The sequence below is a fragment of the Synergistaceae bacterium genome (genome assembly GCA_012728235.1).
GTDB lineage: Bacteria > Synergistota > Synergistia > Synergistales > Synergistaceae > JAAYFL01.
This window is the reverse complement of the sequence record JAAYFL010000038.1, coordinates 1-26,109: the sequence shown is the minus strand read 5'-3', so window position 1 is coordinate 26,109 and position 26,109 is coordinate 1. Positions and strand designations below refer to the sequence as shown.

Below are 26,109 nucleotides of genomic sequence, written 5' to 3'. Positions count from 1 at the left end.
TACACCCCCATATGAAGTATAAGGCAATATTATTGGTTTTTCTATTTTTATCTTCGAATCTCTCCGCCTAATTTGTTGTTTAAATTCTTTGTGATTTGCTTTGTAATAAGTTCAATCTTGTCGGACGTTAGAGTACCTTCATCAGAACCAATCCACGTGCGGAAGGTTACTGACTTTTTACCGTCTCCAATTTGCGAACTCCTATACTCGTCAACAAAACTAATATCTTTTACGAGTTCTGTTTTAGAGACTATCTTGTGAATCTCTAGCCACTCAACTGTTTCATCAAATATTATTGATAAATCGAAATTAACCAGAGGGAACTCGGGTAAATGAACAAAGACATTGTCCCGCGACGCTAGGGACTTAAGCGTTTCAATATCCAGATCAAAAATAACAGTTAAACTCCGTTTTATTCCTGAATCATGAGCAACCTTTTGACAGACAAGCCCTATGTCACCGATAATTTCATCATTACTGACGATATTAACCCAAAGTTTTTCATCCGACCAAACTGGTTTTTTAAGGTGTGCGAATGAAAGTTCTTCAATCTGAACTACTTTGTGCATATATTCTATGACACCTTTAGCCTCTCTAAAAAGTGTTCTACCATCACTTCCCACAAAAGCCGCCGCTAAATGGCGCGGCATGTCAGGCAATACTTCCGAGGTTGTATCCTTAGAACTGTCTTTGTTGTTTCTAAAGGTTTGGGTTAATTCAAATATGCGAAAGCTCTCATAGTAACGTAAGTTAATAAACACTGATTTTAATAATCCAGGAATAAGGGAGGAGCGCAAATGCCTTTCATTTGGAGCCGGAGGTGCACTTAGTTCAAGCATATCAGTACCGTCTATCCCAGATGCTACAATATATTCCTCGTCCACCCATGGGTAAGTAAAGATTTCTTGCATATTACAACGAAAAGCCATATATTCTCGTATTGAACGTTCCATTGCTATACTTCTTTGATTTATTGCTTTATCTAATAAAACAGTTGGAGGTATAAAATCGAAATTCTCGTACCCTATCATACGAGCTACTTCTTCCAATATATCATCGGGGAGAGAAATATCTCCCGTTGATCTCCAGGAAGGCGCTTCAACATACATCGAATCTCCTGCAAATGAAACTTTGAAACCAAGTGACATTAGATATTTTTTTATGTCGTCTTCCGGAAGTTCTTTTCCTAGCCTTTTATACAGGAAGTTCAAACTTACTTCAATTTTAGAATTTTCTAATGAGGAAGGATATCTATCGACAAAACCGATTATTTGGGATTCTGGGAACTCGCTTTTAAAAAGTTCTGCTGTAATAGCCACTGCATCATCAACTCTTTGCGGGTCAATAGCCTTTTCGTAGCGTGAAGAAGCTTCTGTTCTCTTATCAAAGCGCTTTGCTGTTCTGCGTACTGAAAGTGCGTTGAAATTAGCTATCTCTATTATCAATTCTGTAGTGTCGCTCAGTACCGAACTTAATTCCCCACCCATAACCCCTGCCAAAGCAATAGGCCCTTTGTCATCCGCAATTACAAGATCTTCTGTTGTCAGCTCTAACACTTCTCCATCAAGCAATTCTAGTTTTTCATCCGGGGAAGCCAATCTTATATTGATATTTCCGGTCACATGGGTTCGGTCAAAAGCATGAGTAGGCTGTCCGGTAACCATCATGGCATAATTTGTTATATCTACCGGAAGATTTATAGGTCTAACACCCACTCTCCAAAGAAGGCTTTGGATTTCAAAAGAGGATGGAATGTTCTTGATATTTTTTATAATCAAGGCTGCATAACGAGGACAACGTGCCTCTGATTCAATACATATTTCCAAGCCGTCTGACTTATCCGGCAAATCTACTTTTTTAAAAGGCTTCAATTCACAATTGTATATGGCTGCAAATTCTCTTGCCATTCCATAATGTCCCCACAAATCAGGGCGATTTGTCAGTGACTTGTTATCGATATCAAAAATGATGTCGTTTATATCAAGAGCATCTGCCACGGATGTTCCCGGCTTTACGTCAAAGTCTGATATATCCATAATTTCTGCAGGTTGGGTTATTGGAAAAAGCTCCTCTAAACCTATTTCCGAAGAAGAGCAAATCATGCCGTTACTTTCCACGCCACGGAGTTTTGTTGGTTTTATTTCTACAATATCGTTCATCCCGTGCCAAGCAACTTTAGCTCCCGGCGTTGCCACTACTGTCAACTGATTCTGTTTAAGGTTGGATCCTCCACAGACTATGATACTTGGTTCATTTTCTCCAATATCTACCTTGCAAACTCTAAGTTTATCTGCATTTGGATGTGGTTCTACCGTTAATATCCGTCCCACTACAATATTTTCAAATTTCTCTGCAATACTTATCACTTCCTCAACTTCAACCGTACACATAGTAAGGTCGTGAGCAAGTTTTTCCTTTGAAAGCTCTTCAGGAAGATCTACATATTTTTTTATCCAATTCAAAGAAAGTTTCATTATTGTTATCTCCTATTTAAACTGATTAAGAAAACGAAGGTCGGCACTGTGGAACAACCTTACATCATCAACACCATAACGCATCATTACGAGACGATCCAGACCTATATTAATATAAAAACCCGACCAGATAGAAGGATCTAAGCCTGCTGCACGAAGCACGTTCGGATGAGGTGTGCCGCCCGGCATTACTTCTATCCAACCAACATGCTTACATACTTTGCACCCCACCCCTTCACACACCAGACATTCCATATCTATTTCAAAACCTGGCTCAACAAAAGGGAAATAACCTGCTCTCATTCTCACTTTTACATCCCGGCCAAATACTTTATCTAGAATTGTTTTGACTAATATTTTACCCGAAGCGAAGGAAAAGTCTTTATCTATTATTAAAGCCTCATACTGAAAGAAAGCTCTTTCATGACGGGCATCGGTCGTCTCACTGCGGTAGACTCGCCCCGGATATACGAACCTAGCGGGGGCTCCATGTTTTTGCAGATAACGGACACTGGCTCCTGTTAGGTGGGGCCGCAAACATAAACGTTTCGCTCCATGCCCCCTATCATGATCTTTTATCCAATATGTATCCATGCTCTCCCTTGCCGGATGTTCCGGGGGGAAATTTAAATTATCAAAAGCAAAAAGTTCACTTGTTATCTCAGGCCCATTGTAAACTTCAAAACCTAGCGAATTAAAAGCATCATTTAGGTCATAACACATTTGAGTTATGGGATGAAGTCCCCCATTTGAAGGTTCTATGCCAGGTAAAGTAATATCAACAATTCCTTTAACCGATGAAACATTGCTTAGCAGCTGCTCTTGATGCTGTTCTATTGCGTTGCTTAATATTTGTTTAACTTCATTAGCTGTTTGTCCCAGTATTTTCTTAACCTCAGGAGCGGCCAGTCCAATACTTTTTAATATTTCCGTAACTTCTCCTTTGCGACCTAGCAATTTGGCCCTAACTATCTGGAGCTCATCTGTAGCAAGAGTGTTCTTTATTCTCCCTAATCCTTCTTCTTTTATCTGTTTCAGTTTTGAAAAGAGATCGTCTTTTAACAAACTGTCCCTTTCTATCTGATTATTTTCTTTAGATGTATTAAGCACTTTGTCTTCCCCCAATATTTTAAGGCAATTTATATTATCACATTAAAAAATTACAACTTATATGTTATTCTACTGTTCTTTTGATACCAATTTATTCATGGAGTCTTTGTGCCCTAATACCCACAATTTATCTCCAGTTTCAAAGGGTCTGTTAGGTAGGGGAACCAATTGTTTCCCATTATGTTCAAGCAAAACAGCAACAGCGTCATATCTCTGCATAAAACGCAAATCCGCTATTGTTTTTCCAATCATATCTTTGGTAGGAGTAATCTTCCCCAAAACGAAATCTCCTCCATCTATCTTTGTGAAACTATCATACCAGGGGTATACCATATTTTCAGCCATGTGCTGTCCCATTTGCCTCTCGGGCATAATAACAGAGTGAGCGCCAACACGATTTAATACCTTTGCATGTACGGCATTAGATGCCCTGGCAATTACTAATGGAACACCAATGTCCACTAATATAGATGTGCATAAAATACTAGCTTCTATTGATTCGCCTATTGCAACAACAGCTACGTCAACTTCTTTGGCTCCGATTTTTATTAAGGAAGCTTCATCTTCTACATCTATCTGTGCAGCAACGTCTATTTTCTCAGCCATCTCTGTAACTGGTGCTATCTGGTTATCCACTCCAATAACTGTTTGTCCAAGCTCCACAAGCTTTTCAGAAAAGGATATCCCAAAACGTCCCAGTCCTATTATTAAATATACCTTTTTATTGTTTGTCATGTTACAACCTCCAAACTTTTGGTCTTTTAGTTTGAGTTTACCTGAACCTTTCTATCCTATTAGGATATTTATATCCGGATATTTTACTTCTGGCCCCTTATCTCGAGAAACTATTGAGGCAAAAAATGTCAGGATTCCGACCCTTCCCCAAAACATAAGAAGAACAAATATCATTTTACCAGCAGTAGAAAATTTTGCAGTAATTCCTGTGGTTAATCCTACAGTTCCCATCGCAGATGCAGATTCAAAAATTATGTCGGAAAACGGAAGTCCTTCAATAAAAGTAAGGAGTATAGCCGCAATAAAAAAAGTCATAACATATACTACTGTTAAAGCCAGAGCTCGACGTTCAGTGATATGAGGAATCGTTTTATGCATAAAGGTGGTCTCTCTTCTGCTGTGCAACTCATTCCATACTGATATAGCAAGCACTCCAACTGTGGTTGTCTTAATTCCTCCACCTGTAGAGGAGGGAGACGCTCCAAATACCATTAATATTATCATTACTATACGTCCCAAAGTGGAGAATTGTGCAGGAGACAATGTGTCATATCCTGAAGTTCTGCAAGTTATACTTGCAAACAGAGCATTCCAAATCCTGGAAAGATAGGGGAGATCTTTCAACGACTCATTCCAATCAGAGATAAGAATTAGGATTGTGCCTATGAACACAAGAGAAAGTGAAATAAAAATGACGATTTTAGAGTAATAAGATAATTGCTTTTTCTTAGAGATCATCTGCCAACATTCAACTACAACAGGAAACCCTATTCCACCTAGTGTAACAAGAATCATTATAATTCCGGGAATGAAATATGAGGACGAAAAAACCTGCATGCCATTTATTATTGGCGAAAAACCTGCGCTACAAAAAGCACATATAGAGTGAAAAATAGCGTAATATATTGAATTCAGATAAGGGTCTCCATGAAGTCTAAAACCCCAAAAAAGGAAGAGAGCTCCTGTAAGTTCTATAAAAAGAGTATAGTAAATTATTATCCTAAAAAGTTTTACTGCTCCTTGTAGACCTTCCACACCTAGTCCGGAAAGAAATGACATACGGTTTCTTACACCGATACGCTTTCCTACTGCCATAGCCAGGAACATCATTCCAGTCATAAATCCTAATCCACCAAGCTGAACCAGCATTAATAAGATGATTTGTGATAAAAACCCCAATTCTGTCGCAACATTTACAGTGGTCAAACCGGTCACACATACGCCTGATGTTGCAAGAAAAAGTGAATCTACAGGTGAAATCGGAATGTTGTAAATATACTTATTAGACAAATATAACAGAAAGGCTCCCACTAGTATAACTAGCAGGAAGCCCTGTATAATAACTCTTTCTATCCTATATGAAGTGCGAAAAAGCAAGATACTCCCTCGCTTAGAGGGCCGCTTTAGCCTTCTCGACAAGCTGAGCAAAAGCAGCCATGTCATTTACTGCAAGATCGGCAAGCATTTTGCGATTTATTGCTATATTTCCTTTTTTAAGCCCACTAATTAAAGCGCTGTATGCCATACCGTTTGCTCGTGCGGCTGCATTTATACGTACAATCCAAAGCTTACGAAAATCTCGTTTTTTCCTTTTACGATCTATAAATGAGCTTGATAAAGCATGCAGATAGGCTTCGCGAGCACGACGTGTTACGTTTTTCTTCTGCCCCCAGAAACCTTTTGTCACTTTATATAATTTTTTTAATTTATTACGACTTGCGCTAGAACCTTTTACTCGCATTTTGTGTCACTCCTCTAATTATCTTTCTAATTTTATTTAAGTTTAATCGTAGGGCAATACTTTTTTAACGTGTGATGCTACTGCGAGCGGAAGTATTCCCTTTTTCTTTAGGCGGCGCAAGCGTTTAGAATTCTTTGTTGATAGAAGGTGACCCCTTCCACTTTTTTTAAAGCTTACCTTGCCAGTTCCCGTAAGTTTAAAGCGTTTTTTTGTGCCTGAATGTGTCTTCAGTTTAGGCATTGCCTGTTCCTCCTCTTTTATACGTACCCATAGTCGGGTGTGTGGTCAATTTTATGCTTCTGTTTCCGTATTAGTATCTGTATTCTCTTCTTTGATTGCTGTTTCTGCCGCAGACGCCTCTTCTGCGAGCACTGCTTTTACAGATTTGGCCTTAGCTATAACTTCGGGGGGCAGAGGGGCTATCATGATTCTCATGTAGGATCCTTCCATACGAGGTTCACTCTCAACCTTGCCTAGCTCTTCAACCTCAAGTATTACTTTATTAAGGACTTCCCGTCCCCTATCCAGAAAGGCCATCTCACGTCCGCGAAAGAAAATCGATGTTTTAACTTTATTTCCCTCTTTAAGGAATTTTCTTAATGCTTTTACCTTAAAGTCGTAATCATGTTTGTCAATTTTAGGACGCATTTTTATTTCTTTTACTACATGACTCTTTTGTTTTTTTCGAGCATCCTTATCTTTTTTCTGCTGCTGAAAACGATATTTGCCGTAATTCATTATGCGACATACTGGCGGCTTTGCAGTAGGTGCGACCTCAACGAGGTCTAGTGCTGCATCCTCTGCCATCTGTAGTGCATCTGCTATTTTAACTATACCTCGCTTCTCGCCCTTCTCATCGATGAGAAGAATCTCTGCTGACTTAATTTCCGTATTAACTCTAAACTCGTCTTCTTTTATGTTTGTTGCTATGGCGTTACACCTCCTGAGATATTTTTTCCAAATAAAATGAGGCTCGATGCAAAATGCACCAAGCCCCAGACTCTTTCTACGGGGGTCAACCTGACAACCGAAAACATCGGCAGGTGAGAGGTGCATCCTCTGCTTAGAAACCCATTATTATTTATCAACTTGAGAATAATAACATATTAACTTTTATTATGCAAATTATGCAAGTCGCTTGTAAAATTTACTTAATTTAATTATTAAATCAAGGCCTAATTTTTTATTGGATTAAACTCTCCACCCAAATGTGTCAAAAGCGTTTCCATATCCATAGAGCCAATATCTCCTTTAGACCTATCTCGTACAGAAACTGTTCCCGAATCTACCTCTTTCTGACCTATAATGAGCATATATGGTACTTTCTGAAGTTGAGCATCCCTAATTTTCTTTCCAAGCTTTTCATCTCTTTCGTCAACTTCAATACGGAGCCCCTTTGCTTGAAGCTCTTTCTTTAGTTTCATAGTGTAATCGGCAAAGTTAGAGCTGACTTGAAGGAGTCTCAACTGAACAGGTGCGATCCAGAAAGGGAAGGCCCCTGCATAGTTTTCAATGAGTATGCCCATGAATCTTTCCAAACTACCCAATACCGCTCTATGAATCATCACTGGACGATGTTCCGCTCCGTCAGCACCGATATATGTCATTTCAAACTTTTCTGGCATTTGGAAATCCAGCTGGATGGTTCCACACTGCCAAGTTCTTCCTATGCAATCTTCCAGATGGAAATCTATCTTCGGTCCATAGAAAGCGCCATCACCTGGATTGAGCTTAAAAGGAGTTCCTGTTTCTTCTAAAGCCTCTTTTAATTTTTCTTCAGCTAAATCCCAAAGAGCTGGATCCCCCATCGAATCTTCCGGCCTTGTTGAAAGTTCAATATAATAATTAAAACCGAAAACGTCTTTATAAATGTAGTTGCTTAAGCTCATAATCGCCTTTATTTCATCCTTTATCTGTTCGGGAGTACAATAAATATGGGCATCGTCCTGTGTAAAGGCTCTAACACGCAATAGGCCATGCAATGCCCCCGTGCGTTCATGCCTGTGTACGAAACCCAGTTCAGCCACTCTCATAGGCAATTCTCGATAACTGTGTATATCATTTTTGTATACAAGTATCCCGCCGGGACAGTTCATCGGTTTTATTGCAAAAGGAGCATCGTCAATAGTAGTAAAATACATGTTGTCTTTGTAATGATCCCAATGTCCAGATCTAAGCCAGAGAGCCCTGTCAAGTATCATGGGTGTCTTAATTTCTACATAATCTCTCTTTGCATGCTCAACTCTCCAAAATTCTATGAGTTTATTCATGACAGCCATGCCATTTGGAAGGAAGAAAGGAAAACCGGGGCTTTCTTTGAGGAAAGTAAACATTCCAAGCTCTCGCCCTAATTTTCTGTGATCTCTTGCTTTAGCTTCCTCCAAACGACGAAGATGTTCCTTTAATTCATCTTCGCTTCCGAAAGCCGTCCCATATATTCTTGTAAGCATTTCATTTTTTTCATCTCCGTGCCAATATGCACCTGCAAGAGAGAGAAGTTTAAAAAACTTGCAACTGCCAGTGTGCGGCACGTGTGGGCCACGGCATAAATCTGCAAAATCTCCTGCTTTATAAATAGACAGAACTTCACCTTCGTCTATATTTTGAATCATCTCTACCTTCAAATCTTCTCCACGTTCTGTGAAAAATTTTATAGCTTCTACTTTTGGGAGCTCTTCTCTTATAAATGGGATTTTTTCTTGTGCTATCCTTCTCATTTCAGCTTCAATTTTTGGAAGGTCTTCATCAGATATCGGTTTAGGGAATCTAATATCATAGTAGAAACCATCTTTTATTGACGGCCCTATTCCAAACTTTGCTTCCGGATATAGGCGTAAAACTGCATGAGCCAAAAGATGAGCCGTTGAGTGCCGTAGTATGTCAAGGCCCTCCTCCATATCAGCTGAGATAGGAATAATCTCTGTGTCTTCTGTTAGTATTTTATCGAAAGAGACAAAAGATCCATTAATTTTCGCTCCTAAAGCTTTTTTTAGACGCCATATTTCGAAAAGTTGGCGAACTGATACGCTGTCTGCTTCATAGCGTTTACCTTCCGGTGTTGTAAAAAATGCCATAAAATTACCTCCTTTATAAAAATACAAAACCGCCATCCTGAAAAATCAGGAGGCGGCTATCACCACGGTTCCACTCCAATTCAACCTGCTCACAGGCCCTCTTCGCGCTATACAGGGCGCACCCTAATGTCTTATCCATTTGGCTTCGACATCTGCTCTGGGGTGGTTTTCAAAAATTCATATCAGGAATCTTTCACTTCCTAAATATGGGACTCCCTCTCTGTGATACGACCGTTTTATACTTTTCCCCTTCATTGCATTGTATCTATTGATAAATCTTAGATTTTTATACTACTCGTCATGCTTATTGTCAAGTTGAGTAAAATGCTGCGACTTAAAACGCCTAGTTTACCCCAGTGCTTCCAAACCCTCCGGATGAACGGTCTGTATCTTCAAGTTCATCTGTTTTTACGAGACTGACCTGCATTACAGGCGCAAACACTATTTGTGCTATTCTATCCCCCGGCTCAACAATAAAGTCTTCATTGCCAAGATTGGCAAGAATAACTTTTATTTCCCCACGATAATCAGAATCAATTGTCCCAGGTGTATTGAGAACAGTTATTCCTTTTTTTAACGCCAGTCCACTGCGCGGACGTACTTGGGCTTCGTACCCAATAGGAATTTCTAAGAATAACCCTGTTCCAACACAAGCTCGTTCGCCGGCTGTAATTCTCGCTGATTCTGAGGCGCGTAAATCCATTCCGGACGATCCGGGAGTTGCGTAAGCAGGAAGAGAAATATTATTTTCAGTTTTTACTTTTATGACTATTTTATCCATTTAGTGAATTCTACCTTCTCTTATCTCTGTCAAAACGCCTAGCCGGACGTGCTTCTCTATTTTTGTCTGAGCTTGGGAAATCTTTGCGTGACCTCCCCATGTTTTCATGTCTGACACCATCTTCATTTTTGGGGAGATTTGCGTATTCTTCTTCCCTTTGCTTTTCTATTTCAATTTGTTCTTCAAATTTAGGATCTTGTGAAAGTTCGTCCAACATACTTAACAGACGTTTACGGCTTAGGTTCACTCTTTTCATGTCATCTATTTCTTTTACCGTGACTAAAACTTTGTCTCCTACATTTAGGGCACTTTCTATTTTAGGAATACGATGGTCGCTTACTTCACTTATGTGCAGCAACCCTTCTTTACCGGGAAGAAGTTCAACAAACGCTCCAAAGGTCATAAGCCTTGTAACGGTCCCAACATAGTTTTCTCCAACTTCAACTTCGCGTACGATATCCTGAATTAATTTGATTGCGATTTGAGCGGACTCATTATTTACAGCCGCAATTGACACCACACCGTTATCATCTATATCTATTTTTGCGCCTGATGTCTGAACCAAAGAGCGAATTACAGCACCGCCCTTGCCTATAACATCCCGAATTTTTTCAGGGTTAATCTGCAGTGTCGTAATTTTCGGAGCAACTTCCGCTACATCTGATCTCGGTTCTGATATAACTTCATCCATAATATCCAACAGTTGAACTCTTGCTTTATTGGCTTGTCTGAGTGCTTTTGTCAAAATCTCTCTATTGATGCCACCGGCCTTATTGTCCATTTGAAGTGCAGTAACTCCTTCTCTTGTACCAGCAACTTTAAAGTCCATATCTCCGTAATGATCTTCAAGACCTTGAATGTCTGTTAATATCTCATACTTGCCATTTTCTGCGATAAGCCCCATTGCAATACCTGCAACCTGTTTTTTTATTGGTACACCTGCCGCCATCATGGAAAGACTTCCGCTACAAACACTTGCCATGGAACTAGAACCATTTGATTCCAAGATGTCTGAGACTTGACGAACAACGTAAGGGAAGTCCGCTTCAGAAGGAAGTACGGGAGCCAACGCTTTTTCAGCTAGAGCACCATGTCCTATCTCTCTTCGTCCCGGGCCACGCATAGGTCTAACCTCTCCAACTGAATAAGGGGGGAAGTTGTAATGCAGTATAAATCTCTTAGAAGGCTCGTCTAATTTAAGGCCGTCCAATACCTGGTCATCTGTTCCCACTATTCCTAAAGTGGTGACACCTAAAGATTGGGTTTCACCGCGTGTGAAAAGAGCTGAGCCATGTGCCATTGGGAGGATATCAATCTCGCATGAAATCTTACGAAGCTCATCCGTTGTACGTCCGTCTGCTCTCAATTTTTCTTCAACAAGAAGTAGTCTCACACATTTTTTTACAGTTTCTTCGATTTTTGATGCGATATAACTCTCTGAACCTGGCATAACTTCTGAGAATTGAGCTTCTGCTTTTTTCTGTGCCTCAGCAATAGCTGCTTTACGCGGCTGTTTCTCATTAATTTGTACCGCACTGTAAATGTCGTTGTAAATTTCTCTCTCTATCCATTCATCTATTTCTGATATAACTTCAGGTGTTGGAAGTATCGCTTTTTCTTTTCCTATTTCGTTGCGAACTGTGTCAATAAAATCTATTATTTGACGAATAGCCTCATTGGCCAGCTCGATAGCATCCACTAAGACTTCTTCTGAAACTTCTTGAGCACCTGCTTCTACCATTGTTATTCCGTCACGGTTGCCTGAAACAACAAGCTCTAGAGTACTCTCAGACATTTCTGACTCGTCAGGGTTGACAACCAACTCTCCATTCAAACATCCTATGCGAACAGCACCTACTGGACCATTCCAAGGTATGTCAGAAATTGAAAGAGCCATAGAGGCTCCGTTTATACCAAGTATATTGGCTGGGTTCATCTGATCTACTGACATTACTGTAGCCACAACATGAACGTCATTTCTCATCCAATCGTCAAATTGTGAGCGTATTGAACGGTCAATCATTCTACCACTGAGAATTGCAGCCTCAGTAGGACGCCCCTCTCTTTTTATAAAACCGCCGGGAACTTTACCCGCAGCATAATAACGCTCCTCATAGTCGACAAGAAGCGGGAAAAAATCCAATCCATCTCTTGCTTTTTCCGCAAGCACTGCTGTAACCAAAAGCACTGTATTCCCCTGTTTTGCCAATACCGCTGCATTTGCCTGTTTTGCAAGACGTCCTATTTCAAATGAAATCTTTTTTCCGTATAGTTCTAATTCATACACTTTTTTCATACTATTTTTCCTCCTATAATCTATCTTCAACTCTTGAATGTTAGCACAATAATAACAAAATGGCGAAGGGGCACCCCCTTCGCCATTATTAATAGGCTACTACTGATATTTTTGCGATTAGTGACGTAAGCCTAAACGCTGAATCAGAGACTCATATCGAGCGAAGTCTCTTTTCTTTAAGTACTGAAGTAGTTTACGACGTTTCCCTACCATAATCAGAAGTCCTCTGCGTGAATGGAAATCTTTTTTGTGAATTCGCATATGGTCTGTCAACTCACGAATACGAGCCGTAAGAATAGCGACCTGCACTTCAGTTGAGCCAGTATCTGCTCCGTGTACTTTATACTCTTCGATTAACTGTTCCTTCTTTTCTTTTTTGATCATAGTGATCACTCCTATCTGAGCCTATTGCGCTCTACTCTCCCGAAACTCAGAGCTGCGACGTTATGCGCATGTCCGTGTAACAGGCTGTGTGATAATAACAGAAAATCTTAATACTTGCAACTGTTTAATAACATCATATTTGAAGTTAATTATTGACAGTCTAACACTCTGATTGTATTCTGAACGAAATACAGCGACTATTTCTAAATTACTGTGAAGGAGGTAGTTTCAATGGATTTTTTAAATGATTTTTGTAAAGAGTATTTTGTAATGTGGAAGAACGCCACTAATTTCACCGACCGTACAAATATTAAAGGCTATTGGATGGCATTTTTAGTAAATTTTATAATTATCGCAATTTTGGGCCTTATCGGCCAATTCATACTTAGAACCAACTTATTAAACTATGTATACGGAGCAGCAGTGCTAATACCTGGGATAGCTGTAACTATTAGACGCCTTAATGACACTGGAAAAGAGTGGTACTGGATATTAGTCGGAATAATCCCGATTATTGGTTTTTTTTGGATTGTGTGGCTGCTCTGTCAACCTTCGATAGCAGACAACGGAGCTCCTACGATATAGTATCAATTTAGTATAAAAATAAATTTACATTCATAACCTTCAAACATTTATGCTGTGTTTTAGTTAAAAAAGCACAGCATATCTTTTGGAATTGGAGCAACAAAAGTTTTATTTCTCAACTCTTCCGGAATAATCAAATCTTGAGGCAAGGTAATTGAATAAGAGTGAAGCATAGGGCGTGCTGCCTGATTCCCTCCACCGTATTTTTTGTCGCCTAGTATAGGATGTCCCACTGATGACATGTGTACTCTAGCCTGGTGAGGGCGCCCGGTGACAAGCTCTATTTCCACGATACTGAACTTTCCTATTGACGCAAGTTTTTTATAGCGTGTTAAAGCATTTTGTCCATCTTTATCTATTTTTACTGTATTGCTTTCAGGGTCTTTGAGGAGTGGAGCATCGATTTCTCCTTCATTCTGAATATCCCCTAAAACCACTGCATAATATATTTTTTTTACATTACGTGACCTTATAACCTCAGAGAACACTCTCAGGGTCAACCCGGACATTGCTATAATTACCAACCCAGAAGTGTTCCTGTCAAGGCGTTGTACAGTGGCAGGACAAAAATCTGTTCTCGTCCAATTTAACTCTGATAGAGCCCTCGTAATCAAAGAATCTCCATTCTTAACATTGGGCTGAGTCAGCAGGCCGGCAGGTTTATTAAGCACCCATATATGATTGTCTTTATAGATAGTTTCAATTGGGGAATGATTAGTTTCATTTTGAGCATGATTATGAAAAAAAGATTCCGAAACATTTTTCTGCCATGGTACTTGAAGGAACTGCCCCTCCTCAAGCCTGGTGCTTACAGATACTTTCTCACCATTGAGTCGAACTTCTCCCTTTCTGATGGCCTTCATAATCGCACCGAGTGAGACGTGGGGATATGTTGTCCGCAGCAGCCTATCTATACGACGTCCTGCCTGATCAATCGTTATATAAAACTCATTTCCCATACCAGCTTTTATTCCTCGGAGCTCTCTCTTTTCCAGAATCTTCTTCCGGTGGCGTTGTGCCACTGAGATATAGGCTGATTGTCCGGCAGATCTTTTACGCTTTCATTCCAACAAAAAATTCGAAAATCTAGTTCATCAGCAGAGGATACGATAAGAGCCTCCGGGGTGGCTGGTACTACTGGAGAACCAAAATCTCTCTGTCCGTGATGGCTGAGCATTATGTGAGCCAAATGAAGTTTAAGACTTTCATCCAATTTATACTCTTCGGCATACTGCATAAGACGCAAATATCCCTTAGCCACATGATCTATAACTGCTCCCTCTAATGTCATTTCAGGAATTGACGTCATTTTATAAGAATCTATCTTCCCTAAATCGTGCAAAAGGCCGCCTGCAACCACAATATCAACGTCAATATCGTAACCGGAACGTCTCATTGATTCTGCCATCGATTTAGCACAGTCAGCAACAGCAAGAGTGTGTTCTAACAAACCATTGGCGTAGGCATGGTGGTGCGAGACAGCTGCAGGCCAATCTCTAAATTGCAGCCAAACCTGATCTTTATAAACATATTTTATAAAATTGGCTATTTGAGGTCTACATGAATCGACTAAACTTTCGTAGCGCGTTAGCATTTCTTCTATAGGAATGGGAGATCTGGGAAGATACTGTGCAGCAGGGAATTTATCCTGATTTAAGAGTGTTATTTTGCTAAAGTTGAATTGCAATTGTTTGCGGTATTCTGTAGTTTTCCCATGTACTCCTACAGTTTTCCCCAGCAATTCAAGTGTCTGTTCTTCAGACAATATTTCGTCAGAACTTTCTTTTTCTGCTGTGGATCTGTCAATCCAGGTTGCATCAGACCATATTTTGGCTTCTATATTGCCTGTAGAATCGGAGACAGAAACATCATAGTAAGATCTTCCATTTTTATCAGTCTTCTGAAATAGTTCTGTTATAACGAATATTGATTTAAAGGAATCTCCTGGAGTTAATTTTGAGAGTTCGGCAATTTTAATTAGATTCATTTTTTCTCCTATCATCTTTCTTCGAGTGTTTTGGCATACTAATATTATCTATCATATACTTTCTCTGTCAAAACGTTCGCATAAAAATAATTATAGCGGTATAACATAAACATCACTTAATATATTTGTAAACAGTAAAGCAAAGATAAACTCCAACTCTGAGCCACTTTAAAATTTGATATATACAGTTATCCTCTAATCTTTATACCGGGTAAAATTTTCTTTATATCTTCCGATTTAACCTCTTTATAATTTAGACAGTTATCATCAATACAGTTCACCGGCTTAAAACATTGTACAACCCAGTGTACATCGTCGTTAAGTTCTTTTCGTATCTTTAAAAGTTCTTCTTGAGAAAGTAGCTCCGGAGTATATGTGGTTCTGAACTCATAATTTAGAGCTAACCTTTTTATCAGCTCAATACTCTCTTTTAATAAATCTGAAGAAATTGAAACCCCTGTCATTCTCATCAAATCTTGGTCGTTTAGTGGGGATTTGACGTCCATTGCTATAAATTCCACTAATTTTTCATCTAATAGTCGCTTTAAAACTTCAGGATGCGAACCATTTGTATCAAGCTTTATTGGCAAACCAATTTTTTTCATTTCTCGAATCATTGATATGAGGCCTAATGAACAAGTAGGCTCTCCTCCGCTTATAACTACTCCATCTAGAAATAGTTTTCTCCGTTTTATGTCTTCTATAATTTCTGTAACCTTTATAGGTGTGGTTTTGTTGAAAACTAAATCTGAATTATGACACCATGGACATTTAAAGTTACAGCCTGACATAAAAATTACTGCAGCAACGTGTCCTTCCCAGTCTAAAAAAGAAGCGGAGAGATAACCCCCCGCACTTATATTTTGCATATTTATCACAGCCCAACTATTTTATTAAAATATTTCAGAATATTTATGTTATTAATTAGAGGACAGCTTTTCATTCGTTGAAATAGGAACTCTGGCTCTGTCTCTTAATTCGCCTCGTTTTCCTGCGTTCCACGAAGATGTTCTTGTAAAATAGCCAGTTACTCTTGTTATTCCATCCACGTTTTCCGACCCACAAATTTCACAGGTAGACACAAGCCCCCTCTGCATATGATCACAATCATTACATATCGTAAATTCCGGGCTAAATGCAATTTGTGCGTTTTCTGTATTTTTAAACGTTTTAATCACAAATGACGCCAATGCTCTTGGATCGGGCTTATGCTCGCCCATCCAAAGATGAGTAATTGAACCCGCTTTAATCATAGGGTGAAAAACGCTCTCTTTTACCACTTTCTCTATTGGATCTTTGGCATGTTTATAATTTAGGTGTGTACTGTTGGTGTAATAAATCTCACCTGTTTCACTATTGCCCTTTACATATTTTTGTGCTTCTTGTGGATATGAACGAAGATCTAATTTAGCGAAACGTAAAGCAGTACTTTCCGCGGGAGTCTGTTCAAGAACTATTTTTAATCCTAAGCGTTCAGATAGCTGTTGGCATTTGAGATCCATATATTGAATTACGGCCAACCCTAGCTCTTCTGCTTTTGGACTCTCATGAAGTTCAAATCCAGTCATGGCTTGAAGCATTTCATTTAATCCGAGAATTCCAATGAGGTGACTGGCTTTCCGCATTCTTAGATACGGCTCATCATCGTGAGAGGAGCAAAGAGCTGCCAACGGGCCATCCTTACCAAGATCTAATATAAGTTGGATAAATGCACGTTTCTGAAGATGTGCCTTGGCTGCAAGTTCCATTTCTTCATCTATTATGTCAAAAAGCAATTCTCTATCTCCATTGCTTTTGTATGCTGCTCTAGGTAAATTTAATGTTATGTTCTGAAGTGCACAGTAACGCATTTTCCAAGGATGTTTAGCTTCTTCCAAGTCTTCCGGAGTTAGTTCAAACGAGAGACGACAACATTCAGAAAGCTTGGCTACTCCACCTCTATCAAACACAAAGTATGTATTACCTTTCTCCGAAGCTAAGCGACAAGAAAGATCCAAAAACTCCTCCCAACCTTCCTCCTCAAAGAAATAATCGGTTATGTGCAGCAAAGGCTTCGGGAAAAAGAACGGTTGCCCTCTGCTGTCGCCTTCCATAAATACATCAAATAAAGCTTTTACAAATAATTTGGCCTCTTTATCGTATTCGGCATATGTTTTTCCGGTAAATTTTCCACCCGGTCCAATCGCAGGAACATCACGGAAATGATTTGGGATTTCATAGTATACATTTATATCTGTGAATGCTATCTGACCGCCCCTGCCTCCCGCAAGCTGATTGAATTCAAATATAAGCTGTTGTGCCAATTGTTTGCACTGTTCATACGACCAACCAACAATATAGGGTGCAAAGTACATATTTATGGCATCCCATCCTATGGCCCCAGCAAAGTGATTCTGTAAAACAGACGTCATTTTTAAAATATGAGCGAGAAGAACATCGGCATGTTTCGCAGGAGAAGAAACACTTGTTATAGAGGGGATGTTAAGACCAAATCTTGCAACATAAGCAATGCTTTGCCCCGAACAGTAAGGACGATCTACCATTCCCAAGTCATGTAAATGAATATCACCCTTAAGATGTGCGTCAGCTACATCTTTGCTAAAAATCTTTGTCAGAGCATATTCTTTAAGCACCATTTCCGCTATTGAAAGATTTATTGATTCTGGGTTATGCGAAGTATTGCTATTTTCCTTATTTTTGGTCAACATCATTTTTTCTAAATCGTGAACAGGAATACCTATACGGCTGTGGTCTAAAAGTTTTGCATCCAAGCCGCGCTGAAAAAGCTTAACGTTAACAAGTTCTCTAATTATGGTCGTTGTCACATGAGTTCTATTCTGTCTAAGTAAAACCTCTTCTACTTCAATGGCTATCTCTTCAGCTGTTGCCGGATCAACACCAGCTTCTATGATAAGGGCATCACGAATCTTGCCTGTGTCCCAAGGAGTACGTTTTTCCTGTGCAAGAGCATCTACCATCAGGGCAAGATCAGTTGATTCCTTGCTTCCATCAAATAAATGAGCTTGCCGTCCCAAATAAAATTCCGATTCCTGCTTAAATTCCTTTGTCATTACAATCCGGCTCCTTGTCCTCATTCAATTTAGCTACTTCCTTTGTAAAGCTTTCTATATCCGTAAACTCTCTGTATACAGAGGCAAAACGTACGTACGCGACCTTATTTATTTTGCGCAATTCATCAGAAACAAAATTCCCGATTGTCTCAGCTGCGACCTCTCCCTGGCCGGTGGCTCTCAACCTCGACTCAATATGAGCAACAGCTTCTTCTATTTGCTCCAAAGAAATGGGAAGTTTTTCACATGATCTTTGGATTCCCTTTATTAACTTTTCTCTGTCAAAAGCTTCCCTGCGGCCACTTTTCTTCGCAACCCAAAGATATGGCTTTTCTTCCAAACGTTCATAAGTTGTAAACCTGCCTTGACAAATCGGGCATTCTCGTCTGCGGCGATTAGCCTTACCCTCATTTACACTTCTTGTTTCTATTACCCTGGTATCCGAAGCTCCACAAATAGGACAGTACATAATACTCCTCCAAACGACTGTAACGCTATATATATGCAACTATTTTAGTATACACTACATGCATTAATATTTAAAGAGTTTTTTTGAAAAATGGAGTAAGAGATAATAGCACTATAACCTTAAAAATATAAAAGAGCGCTAAACAAAGTTTAGCGCTCTTTTGCGTTGAACAATAAAAATATCGTCATTTAATAGATGACATGTAGGCCTGTACCTGAATCTTCACTCTGTTGCCTTCTGCCTGCCCCTTAACAGAAGCAATAACTTTCCCCATCAACTTCCCCATATCCTTAGGGTCTGAAATTGCAAGTTGTAATGCCGCTTCTTCAACAATTCTTGCAAGTTCCTCATCGGACATTTGCTTGGGCTGATAGGCCTCAAGTACTTTTATTTCTTTGAGCTCTGATTCAGCTCGGTCGCTAGCTCCATTTGATGCATACATATCAGCTGCTTCTCGGCGTTGTTTAATGAGCCTTCTTACTATTGCAAAAAAGTCTTCTTCTGTAAAAGATCCTTCACAACGTTTTTCTATATGAGCCAGCTGGACTGCAGATTTTAGCATACGCAGAACAGCAAGCTTCAAAGAGTCTCTATCTTTCATTGCTGCTACGATGTCATCCTGGAGCCTGTTTTCAAGTTTAGACATGATTATCTTTCAATCTTTCTACCCTTATTTCGAGCCAATTCGGCCTTCTTACGTTTTTTGATTTCGCTGGGTTTTTCGTAACGTTCGTGCTTTCTTGCATCACGAAGCACGCCCACCTTTCTGATTTCACGCTTAAAACGTTTCAGCGCATCCTCAATAGACTCATTGTCGCGTCTTCTTACGGTGGTCATCTACATTCCCCCCCTTTCTAATGCCACTTACAAAACAAATAAGAAACGTGCAAGCGGGGATAAATACCAAGTGAGTATATCTTAAAACTCACTCCGTTTCAAGTTTTCAAATTGCATAAAAGGTAAATTCGTTTTTTTCTTTCCCATACGCTGGTTCATTGACATCAGTATTTTATAGACATAGAATTCATAAAAAGCCTTATTACAAAAATGTAAAAATATTACAGATATTTGAGGTTAATTAAATGATAAACTTCCTATTTGTTCTTTTGGTATTTTTTTTCTTCTACCCTTCTATTGTATCAGCAACAGAAATTAACAAAACTCCACGCGTTTATGTTTTAGCTACAGGTGGCACCATCTCCGCTGCTGCAGAAAACAACGCTGAAACTTCAGATTATACCGTTGCACAGCGTTCAATTCGCGAGTTGCTTCGGTCATTGCCTGATTTGGGGCCCCTGTGCGAGATAGATAGTGAGCAGTTTTCAGAACTTGACAGCTCTGACATTACTACAAAAGAGATGCTGGCATTATCCAAATACATAAATAGTCTTCTCATGAAAGACACAATAGATGCTCTAGTTCTTACTTACGGTACAGATACTATGGAAGAAGCTGCTTATTTTCTTAATTTAACAGTTAGGAGCAATAAACCTATCGTCCTTGTTGGTGCAATGAGACCTGATTCTGCTATTAGTGCCGATGGGCCTTTAAATTTATATAATGCAATTTTAGTTGCGTGCAATAAGGAAGCAGTCGGTAAGGGTGTTTTAATCTGCATAAATGACGGGATTTATTGTGCACGAGATGTAAGGAAAACGTCAACTTATAAGGCTAATGCTTTTCAAGGAAGTGAATATGGCTGCATAGGGTCTGTACAAAGCGGTACTGTAAGATTTTATTACGAATCTATAAAAAAACATACTTGGAAGAGTTCTTTTAACATCTATGATTTAGAAGATCTGCCCAATGTTGAGATAATATATGGATATTTAGGAAGTTCTATAAGTTTAATCTCACATGCTATTAAATCGTGTCAGGGTATCGTTTTTGCGGGAAATGGAAACGGAAGTCTCAATAAAAATACTATTTCTTATCTTAAATCTGCCAAATCTCTGCCCGTACTTGTTCGTTCCTCTAAAACTATGTGCGGTGCTGTGCAGCAAATGAAAAAATATAAGGAAATAGACATCCTTACGGCTGACGATCTTACTCCGCAGAAAGCAAGGATATTGTTAATGCTTTCCCTTACAAAAACCAATTCTTTGGAGGAGATACAAGGGTTCTTCAATCAATATTGATAAGTGCCCCTGGCTTTCTCACTTTAACTTAATCAGCATAGAGAGCTCCATTCTTGTATTCTCTCGGAGTCACTTCTACAATATCAAGAATATTTTCAGAATTATCCTTTTTATAAAGCCTGATGAAAGTTGGAGTAAGACCGCTTATCAATGCAGTCTTTTTTTCCTCAACCAATATCGACGTCTGTTCTCCTATACATTTTAAGCAGTACTTTTTAAGCAACTCTCTCGACAGAGATAATGCCTCGCCTTTACGTTCCCTTATAATATCTTGAGAAATTAGAGGAAGTTCCGCTGCCTTTGTGCCGGGGCGACGTGAGTATGGAAACACGTGTACTTTCCCGAATTCAATTTCATTAAGAAAATTCATGCTATTTTTAAAAGCTCTATCATCTTCGCTGGGAAAACCCAACATCAAATCTGTGCTTATGTGAAGCCTGTCACCAAATATATTGCGAATTTTTTCTACAATTTTCCGGTATCCGTCTGTGTTGTAGCCTCTTCGCATCATCTTTAACACTTTATCGTCTCCGCTTTGAAGCGGCAAGTGAAGGTGAGGACAAAAGACTTCTGTTTCAACAAGGGCTTTCAAAAGCTCATCAGTAATTGCAAATGGCTCAATAGAGCCAAATCTCAATCTTTTCAATCCCGGTATTTCGCCAATACGTCTTACCAAAACATCCAGTTCCTCATAAAGTCCTAGATGTACGCCAGTCAATACAATTTCATTGCAACCAGATTCTACTATTTTTGCCGCTTCTTCTACCGTTTCAGCTAGATTTCGCGAAACAGGATAACCCCTTACATACGGAACCACACAATAACTACAAAAATGATTGCATCCATCCTGTACTTTAAGAAAGGCTCTTGTTCTGTGGTGTGGTTTGTCAAGCTTCAATAAATCCCAAGATTTTTCTTTCAGAAGACTTTCTTCTGAAAGCAAGTAGGGTGTGGATCTCTCAGGAAATTCGAAATAATCTGCTAAAATATCGGGCAATCGATGTTTCATTCTACTTCCTACAAGAATATCAATCCCTATTTTTTTTCGTTCTTTTTCGTTGATTTTTTGGGCATAACAACCGCAAACAACTACAAGCGTGGAACTCCTCTCTCTCAGTCTTTTTCTTATAAGCTTACGACATTTTCTCTCTGCAGCTTCTGTTATGGTACAGGAAACAACTATAAGGATATCCGGCTCTTCCTCCTTATATACGGCTCCTGCTTCCTCAAGTGCGAAAGTTATAGCCTCGGCCTCATACTGATTCGTTCTGCAACCAAATGTGTTTACAGAAAATGTTTTGTCCTTTAATCTTTCCATTTTCGTCTATTTACCTACTATTTTTTACCCAATAACATCAGAGTACCGCATGCAACTGCTACCGCTGTACTGGCGCGTAGAATCCTTTTGCCAAGACTTATTGGTATAAAACTGTTTTCTAAAAAGAGTTGTACTTCAGAGTGCGTCCAGTCTCCCTCAGGACCAATTGCTACAGCCAATTCTGAAGGGATCTCTATTCCTTTTATTTTTTGGACCTCTTCTCCGATAAGAGTTATATATTTGTTTTTTGGCAATAAATTAAAATTAAATTTTGTTATTTCTGTAGGATAATTCAGGATTGGGGGGTTAGTAGAACCAGCTTGTTTCGTAGCTTCTTCCAGTATTTTCTCCCAGCGGTTCATTTTATCCTCAGTCTTTTTTGTCGTATATTTGGGAACAGACCTTTCGCACAATAGAATATGGATTGTGTGCACACCAATTTCTGCCGAAAAACGGAGAGCATCATCAAATTGTTCATTTTTTAATAAGGCAAGAAGTAAATGAAGGTGCGGTTTTATAGGAGCTTCTGTTTTTCTGGATATTTCTTCCGCAAAAACCGAATTACCATAGCACAGAAGCTTTAATTTTATCCTTTCACCACTTAATAAACCTTCGACTAAAGACCCTGTGTAGCAGCGTCTTACTTTAACGAGATGGTGTGATTGTTCGACATCAATTGTCCAGATTTTTCCATCAAAAGTACAATTTTCAAGCCTTAGCCTTGGCAGAGACACCCCACCACTCCCCCTTAACGAGTTCTTTGATTGGCTGCATGTCGACTTGTTTTAATGCTTCTAAAAATAAAGGTTTTTCTCTTTCTAACATGCCGGAAAATATTGCAACTCCATCTTCATTTAAAATAGATGGCACATCTGAAAGCATGCTTGATAGGGGGCCTATAAGAATATTAGCTGTTAATATGTCAACTTTGTGCTTAAAGTCTTTTAAGAGATCACCAGTTGCGAGGTTAATCTTCGCTAAATCAAGGTCGTTAAGCATTAGATTCTTATGAACTTCTTCTATTACCATGGGATCAATATCACGTGCAAACGCTCTTATAGCACCTTTTTTAAGAGCACATATAGTTAAAATGCCAGAGCCGGTTCCTATATCAGCAAGAATAGCATTTTGTTTTATATTGGTCTCCAACAACTCCAGAGCTATTTGAGTGCTTTCGTGATAACCTGTACCAAAGGCACTCCCCGGATTTATGTAGAGTGGTAATTTATTTTTTGGCTCTTTACCCTTATGCCACGGAGCAAGGACCACAAGCTCTTTGCCTACAAGTAAGGGAGGAAACGCGTCCTCTGCTTGTACGTTCCACGGTTGATTCTCTATTTTTCCAAAATCTTCAATCTTTACTGACTGAAATTCTTTCATTGCGTCCAATAAGAGACCTTTCCAATACGAAAGATCCTTGTCACTTCTGTAATACATTCTAAGATGATCTCTGTCTTGAAGAAACTCCTGCAACTCGGTTCCAATGCTTTCTGTTATGTCGGCCAGAGAATGCAATATGTCTATAGCACCATTATTTTCTGATATCGTAATGTACCACCAATAATTTTTTTCCATTTTTTTCATTACAATCAGCTCCTTGCCAGAAATTGCGTCTTTTATTGTAACTCATAAATATGACAATCCCACAAAATATCTTCGGTTTTTTTTAGAATTTTAAAACCTAAAATAAAAAACGACAGTAAGGAAAAATCTTGTTCAATACCGTCGCTTTATAAAATTTATATTTAATTTTAAGTTGATTTATGCTATCCCTTTCTTCCCCCAAGATACGCTTTTTCTATTTCAGGATTATGCAATAGAAGGGAAGACTCTCCCTCCATTACTATATTTCCCGTCTGTAAAACGTATGCTCTGTGGGAAAGCAGTAGGGCTTTCTTGGCATTTTGTTCTACTATCATTATTGTCATACCAAATTGCTCGTTTATTTCTGTTAGCTCTTTAAATATTTCACTAATTATAATGGGGGCTAGGCCGAGCGATGGCTCATCAAGAAGTAAGACTTTGGGCTTTGCCATTAGAGCCCGCCCAATCGCCAACATTTGCTGGTCTCCACCAGACAAAGTACCGGCATATTGAGATTTTCTTTCTTTTAAACGGGGGAAAAGAGTGAAAACTTTTTCAAGCTCATAGACAATATCTTTGCGATTTGAAAGAGGGAAAGCACCCATTTCTAAATTTTCCATTACCGTAAGTGGAGCAAAGACATTTCTTCCTTCAGGAACCAAACTCACTCCAGACGTTACAACTTCATAGCTTTTTTTAGAAAGAGGTGTGCCATTGAAATAAATCGTTCCTTCAGATCTTTCAACTGCTCCCATTATAGCGTTCATCATCGTAGATTTACCTGCACCATTTGCTCCGATAACCGCAACTATTTCACCCGGATACACATCCAAAGAGACACTCTTGAGAGCCCTTATGGCGCCATAATTTACCACTAGATTTCTAATTGAGAGAATCGCTTCCTCACTAGCCATTTTGAACTACTCCTCTCCCAAGTAAGCCTTCAAAACTTCAGGGTGGCTCTGTATACACTCTGGGGATCCCTCAGCAATTTTAGCTCCGAAATTCATACAAATGATATGGGGACAAATTTCCATAACCATATCCATATGATGTTCTATCAGTAAAATTGTAAGATTATAATCTTTATGTATATCTTGAATAAGAATGTTAAGTTGTTCTACTTCTTCAGAGTTCATACCAGCTGCCGGCTCATCAAGAAGCAATAACTCCGGACGAAGAGAACACGCTCTCGCAATTTCCAAACGTCTTTGCAATCCGTAGGGAAGAGTCGCTGCTCTCTGATGTGCACGGTCTGCGAGTCCAACTCGCTCAAGCAGTTGCATACTTTCGTCTTGTATCTTTTTCTCAAACTTATTCCATCGACCAAGATGAGTAATCGCTTCACAGAAACTATATTTATGTGACTGTTGAGCCGCTGACATTACATTTTCTAAAACAGAGGAGCCGGAAAATAATCTAAGGTTTTGAAATGTCCTGGCTATTCCTAAAGAAACAACTTGATAGGTTTTTAGTTTATTTATATTTATACCTTTATATTCTATATCGCCTTTTGTAACGTCATATACTGCTGTTATCAAGTTGAACACGGTGGTTTTGCCCGCTCCATTAGGGCCTATCAATCCGGTAAGTTCCCCCTTTTCCAACTTTAGGGACATGTTCTCCACAGCTTGAACGCCGCCAAAAGATTTACTTACTCCTTTTAATTCAAGAAGCACAGTCATCTGTTGTCCTCCTATCAAATTCAGAAGCTTTCTTTTTGGCAGAGAAGATATTTTTTATGTAATTAAGAGTAAGCTCATTCGTGCCCATTATACCTTCCGGTCGGAATACCATTACAAAGACAAGAACCAAGCCATATATCAACATGCGATATTGGGATATCGGACGAAAAAGTTCTGTAACTAAAGTAAGAATAGTTGCCCCTATAAGAGAACCACTTATAGACCCTAGCCCTCCAAATACAACAACAGAGACAAGCTCTGTCGATTTTGCCATATCAAACATAACAGGCTGTACAAATGACATAAAACCAGCAAGAAGTGCACCTGATACACCGCAGTAAAAACCTGATACAGCCAGGCTGAGTACTCTATAATGAGCGGTATTAAAACCTAAAAGAGATGCGGCCACGTAATCGTCGCGACAAGCCTTGAATGCTCGTCCATAACTACTATTTACGATAAAAAACATTGCAACTGCCATTATTATCAGAAAAACAAGTGCCACAGGAAGAGAAGTATATGGTGCTATACCAGGGAATCCCCTCGCACCGCGTGTTACGCTTTCCCAATTTTCAATAATAAGACGTATAGCCTCCCCTAAACCAAGAGAGGCTATAGTATAATAATCCCCCACCAGTTTAAGTGTGGGAATTCCAATTAAATAAGCTACTATCATT

Annotated in this window: 26 protein-coding genes; 2 read left to right on the top strand and 24 right to left on the bottom strand. The window is 39.3% G+C overall.

What is annotated here, in order from left to right:
• Window positions 1–47 precede the first annotated feature (47 nt).
• From GXZ13_02955 to rpsO, 11 genes are all read right to left on the bottom strand, one after another.
• Window positions 48–2,474, bottom strand: coding sequence for a phenylalanine--tRNA ligase subunit beta (locus GXZ13_02955; protein NLX74796.1), 2,427 nt, complete (start codon window positions 2,472–2,474; stop codon window positions 48–50).
• A gap of 12 nt (window positions 2,475–2,486) precedes the next feature.
• Entirely contained in the window at window positions 2,487–3,512 is a 1,026-nt protein-coding gene (gene pheS / locus GXZ13_02950; GenBank protein NLX74795.1) for a phenylalanine--tRNA ligase subunit alpha, read from the bottom strand.
• 141 nt (window positions 3,513–3,653) lie between these two features.
• Window positions 3,654–4,319 (bottom strand): TrkA family potassium uptake protein, encoded by a 666-nt coding sequence (locus GXZ13_02945; GenBank protein NLX74794.1) that lies wholly within the window; start codon window positions 4,317–4,319, stop codon window positions 3,654–3,656.
• Between the two features lie 51 nt (window positions 4,320–4,370).
• Entirely contained in the window at window positions 4,371–5,609 is a 1,239-nt protein-coding gene (locus GXZ13_02940) for a potassium transporter Trk (GenBank protein ID NLX74793.1), read from the bottom strand.
• A 100-nt stretch (window positions 5,610–5,709) separates the two neighbouring features.
• A complete protein-coding gene (gene rplT, locus GXZ13_02935; protein NLX74792.1) occupies window positions 5,710–6,060 on the bottom strand; it encodes a 50S ribosomal protein L20 in 351 nt (116 codons plus the stop codon).
• Window positions 6,061–6,102: 42 nt separating this feature from the next.
• Window positions 6,103–6,300, bottom strand: coding sequence for a 50S ribosomal protein L35 (gene rpmI, locus GXZ13_02930; protein NLX74791.1), 198 nt, complete (start codon window positions 6,298–6,300; stop codon window positions 6,103–6,105).
• Between the two features lie 51 nt (window positions 6,301–6,351).
• Window positions 6,352–7,116: a translation initiation factor IF-3 gene (locus tag GXZ13_02925; protein NLX74790.1), complete on the bottom strand. Its 765-nt coding sequence runs from the start codon at window positions 7,114–7,116 to the stop codon at window positions 6,352–6,354.
• Between the two features lie 119 nt (window positions 7,117–7,235).
• Window positions 7,236–9,134, bottom strand: coding sequence for a threonine--tRNA ligase (gene thrS / locus GXZ13_02920; protein NLX74789.1), 1,899 nt, complete (start codon window positions 9,132–9,134; stop codon window positions 7,236–7,238).
• 343 nt (window positions 9,135–9,477) lie between these two features.
• Window positions 9,478–9,915: a dUTP diphosphatase gene (gene dut / locus GXZ13_02915; GenBank protein NLX74788.1), complete on the bottom strand. Its 438-nt coding sequence runs from the start codon at window positions 9,913–9,915 to the stop codon at window positions 9,478–9,480.
• Between the two features lie 10 nt (window positions 9,916–9,925).
• The gene (locus GXZ13_02910; protein ID NLX74787.1) at window positions 9,926–12,211 is read right to left on the bottom strand and encodes a polyribonucleotide nucleotidyltransferase; all 2,286 of its coding nucleotides are present in this window, start codon (window positions 12,209–12,211) and stop codon (window positions 9,926–9,928) included.
• Window positions 12,212–12,328: 117 nt separating this feature from the next.
• Window positions 12,329–12,595: a 30S ribosomal protein S15 gene (gene rpsO / locus GXZ13_02905; protein ID NLX74786.1), complete on the bottom strand. Its 267-nt coding sequence runs from the start codon at window positions 12,593–12,595 to the stop codon at window positions 12,329–12,331.
• Between the two features lie 231 nt (window positions 12,596–12,826).
• Here rpsO and GXZ13_02900 point away from each other — a divergent pair, with 231 nt between their 5' ends.
• Window positions 12,827–13,180: a DUF805 domain-containing protein gene (locus GXZ13_02900; GenBank protein NLX74785.1), complete on the top strand. Its 354-nt coding sequence runs from the start codon at window positions 12,827–12,829 to the stop codon at window positions 13,178–13,180.
• Window positions 13,181–13,239: 59 nt separating this feature from the next.
• On the opposite strand, the gene GXZ13_02895 is transcribed toward GXZ13_02900, so the two are convergent.
• The 7 genes from GXZ13_02895 to GXZ13_02865 all read right to left on the bottom strand — a co-directional run bounded on the left by GXZ13_02895 (window position 13,240) and on the right by GXZ13_02865 (window position 19,544).
• A complete protein-coding gene (locus GXZ13_02895) occupies window positions 13,240–14,139 on the bottom strand; it encodes an RluA family pseudouridine synthase (protein ID NLX74784.1) in 900 nt (299 codons plus the stop codon).
• A gap of 8 nt (window positions 14,140–14,147) precedes the next feature.
• Window positions 14,148–15,167: an HD domain-containing protein gene (locus tag GXZ13_02890; protein NLX74783.1), complete on the bottom strand. Its 1,020-nt coding sequence runs from the start codon at window positions 15,165–15,167 to the stop codon at window positions 14,148–14,150.
• A gap of 188 nt (window positions 15,168–15,355) precedes the next feature.
• The gene (locus GXZ13_02885; GenBank protein NLX74782.1) at window positions 15,356–16,036 is read right to left on the bottom strand and encodes an anaerobic ribonucleoside-triphosphate reductase activating protein; all 681 of its coding nucleotides are present in this window, start codon (window positions 16,034–16,036) and stop codon (window positions 15,356–15,358) included.
• Between the two features lie 51 nt (window positions 16,037–16,087).
• A complete protein-coding gene (nrdD, locus tag GXZ13_02880; GenBank protein ID NLX74781.1) occupies window positions 16,088–18,238 on the bottom strand; it encodes an anaerobic ribonucleoside-triphosphate reductase in 2,151 nt (716 codons plus the stop codon).
• Window positions 18,222–18,707, bottom strand: coding sequence for a transcriptional regulator NrdR (nrdR, locus tag GXZ13_02875; protein NLX74780.1), 486 nt, complete (start codon window positions 18,705–18,707; stop codon window positions 18,222–18,224). The genes nrdD and nrdR overlap by 17 nt, the downstream gene beginning before the upstream one ends.
• 184 nt (window positions 18,708–18,891) lie before the next feature.
• Window positions 18,892–19,353, bottom strand: coding sequence for a GatB/YqeY domain-containing protein (locus GXZ13_02870; protein ID NLX74779.1), 462 nt, complete (start codon window positions 19,351–19,353; stop codon window positions 18,892–18,894).
• A gap of 2 nt (window positions 19,354–19,355) precedes the next feature.
• Window positions 19,356–19,544: a 30S ribosomal protein S21 gene (locus GXZ13_02865; GenBank protein NLX74778.1), complete on the bottom strand. Its 189-nt coding sequence runs from the start codon at window positions 19,542–19,544 to the stop codon at window positions 19,356–19,358.
• A 245-nt stretch (window positions 19,545–19,789) separates the two neighbouring features.
• Here GXZ13_02865 and GXZ13_02860 point away from each other — a divergent pair, with 245 nt between their 5' ends.
• The gene (locus GXZ13_02860; protein NLX74777.1) at window positions 19,790–20,845 is read left to right on the top strand and encodes an asparaginase; all 1,056 of its coding nucleotides are present in this window, start codon (window positions 19,790–19,792) and stop codon (window positions 20,843–20,845) included.
• Between the two features lie 28 nt (window positions 20,846–20,873).
• On the opposite strand, the gene GXZ13_02855 is transcribed toward GXZ13_02860, so the two are convergent.
• From GXZ13_02855 to GXZ13_02830, 6 genes are all read right to left on the bottom strand, one after another.
• Window positions 20,874–22,163 (bottom strand): MiaB/RimO family radical SAM methylthiotransferase, encoded by a 1,290-nt coding sequence (locus tag GXZ13_02855; protein ID NLX74776.1) that lies wholly within the window; start codon window positions 22,161–22,163, stop codon window positions 20,874–20,876.
• Window positions 22,164–22,180: 17 nt separating this feature from the next.
• Entirely contained in the window at window positions 22,181–22,897 is a 717-nt protein-coding gene (locus GXZ13_02850; protein NLX74775.1) for a 16S rRNA (uracil(1498)-N(3))-methyltransferase, read from the bottom strand.
• On the bottom strand, window positions 22,872–23,738 hold the full coding sequence (locus GXZ13_02845; GenBank protein NLX74774.1) for a methyltransferase: 867 nt from the start codon (window positions 23,736–23,738) through the stop codon (window positions 22,872–22,874). The genes GXZ13_02850 and GXZ13_02845 overlap by 26 nt, the downstream gene beginning before the upstream one ends.
• A gap of 191 nt (window positions 23,739–23,929) precedes the next feature.
• Complete coding sequence (locus tag GXZ13_02840) at window positions 23,930–24,661, bottom strand: ABC transporter ATP-binding protein (GenBank protein ID NLX74773.1); 732 nt, start codon at window positions 24,659–24,661, stop codon at window positions 23,930–23,932.
• 6 nt (window positions 24,662–24,667) lie between these two features.
• Window positions 24,668–25,432: an ABC transporter ATP-binding protein gene (locus GXZ13_02835; protein NLX74772.1), complete on the bottom strand. Its 765-nt coding sequence runs from the start codon at window positions 25,430–25,432 to the stop codon at window positions 24,668–24,670.
• A partial coding sequence (locus GXZ13_02830) for a branched-chain amino acid ABC transporter permease (GenBank protein ID NLX74771.1) occupies window positions 25,416–26,109 on the bottom strand: 694 nt, incomplete at its 5' end. The genes GXZ13_02830 and GXZ13_02835, both read right to left, overlap by 17 nt.

Bases quoted from the DNA above. Each gene is read 5' to 3' on its own strand.
- GXZ13_02955 (NLX74796.1), bottom strand. From the start codon at position 2,474: ATGAAACTTTCTTTGAATTGGATAAAAAAATATGTAGATCTTCCTGAA.
- GXZ13_02945 (NLX74794.1), bottom strand. From the start codon at position 4,319: ATGACAAACAATAAAAAGGTATATTTAATAATAGGACTGGGACGTTTT.
- rplT (NLX74792.1), bottom strand. From the start codon at position 6,060: ATGCGAGTAAAAGGTTCTAGCGCAAGTCGTAATAAATTAAAAAAATTA.
- rpmI (NLX74791.1), bottom strand. From the start codon at position 6,300: ATGCCTAAACTGAAGACACATTCAGGCACAAAAAAACGCTTTAAACTT.
- GXZ13_02925 (NLX74790.1), bottom strand. From the start codon at position 7,116: ATGCACCTCTCACCTGCCGATGTTTTCGGTTGTCAGGTTGACCCCCGT.
- thrS (NLX74789.1), bottom strand. From the start codon at position 9,134: ATGGCATTTTTTACAACACCGGAAGGTAAACGCTATGAAGCAGACAGC.
- dut (NLX74788.1), bottom strand. From the start codon at position 9,915: ATGGATAAAATAGTCATAAAAGTAAAAACTGAAAATAATATTTCTCTT.
- GXZ13_02910 (NLX74787.1), bottom strand. From the start codon at position 12,211: ATGAAAAAAGTGTATGAATTAGAACTATACGGAAAAAAGATTTCATTT.
- rpsO (NLX74786.1), bottom strand. From the start codon at position 12,595: ATGATCAAAAAAGAAAAGAAGGAACAGTTAATCGAAGAGTATAAAGTA.
- GXZ13_02900 (NLX74785.1), top strand. From the start codon at position 12,827: ATGGATTTTTTAAATGATTTTTGTAAAGAGTATTTTGTAATGTGGAAG.
- GXZ13_02895 (NLX74784.1), bottom strand. From the start codon at position 14,139: ATGGGAAATGAGTTTTATATAACGATTGATCAGGCAGGACGTCGTATA.
- GXZ13_02890 (NLX74783.1), bottom strand. From the start codon at position 15,167: ATGAATCTAATTAAAATTGCCGAACTCTCAAAATTAACTCCAGGAGAT.
- GXZ13_02885 (NLX74782.1), bottom strand. From the start codon at position 16,036: ATGCAAAATATAAGTGCGGGGGGTTATCTCTCCGCTTCTTTTTTAGAC.
- nrdD (NLX74781.1), bottom strand. From the start codon at position 18,238: ATGACAAAGGAATTTAAGCAGGAATCGGAATTTTATTTGGGACGGCAA.
- nrdR (NLX74780.1), bottom strand. From the start codon at position 18,707: ATGTACTGTCCTATTTGTGGAGCTTCGGATACCAGGGTAATAGAAACA.
- GXZ13_02870 (NLX74779.1), bottom strand. From the start codon at position 19,353: ATGTCTAAACTTGAAAACAGGCTCCAGGATGACATCGTAGCAGCAATG.
- GXZ13_02865 (NLX74778.1), bottom strand. From the start codon at position 19,544: ATGACCACCGTAAGAAGACGCGACAATGAGTCTATTGAGGATGCGCTG.
- GXZ13_02860 (NLX74777.1), top strand. From the start codon at position 19,790: ATGATAAACTTCCTATTTGTTCTTTTGGTATTTTTTTTCTTCTACCCT.
- GXZ13_02855 (NLX74776.1), bottom strand. From the start codon at position 22,163: ATGGAAAGATTAAAGGACAAAACATTTTCTGTAAACACATTTGGTTGC.
- GXZ13_02845 (NLX74774.1), bottom strand. From the start codon at position 23,738: ATGGAAAAAAATTATTGGTGGTACATTACGATATCAGAAAATAATGGT.
- GXZ13_02840 (NLX74773.1), bottom strand. From the start codon at position 24,661: ATGGCTAGTGAGGAAGCGATTCTCTCAATTAGAAATCTAGTGGTAAAT.
- GXZ13_02835 (NLX74772.1), bottom strand. From the start codon at position 25,432: ATGACTGTGCTTCTTGAATTAAAAGGAGTAAGTAAATCTTTTGGCGGC.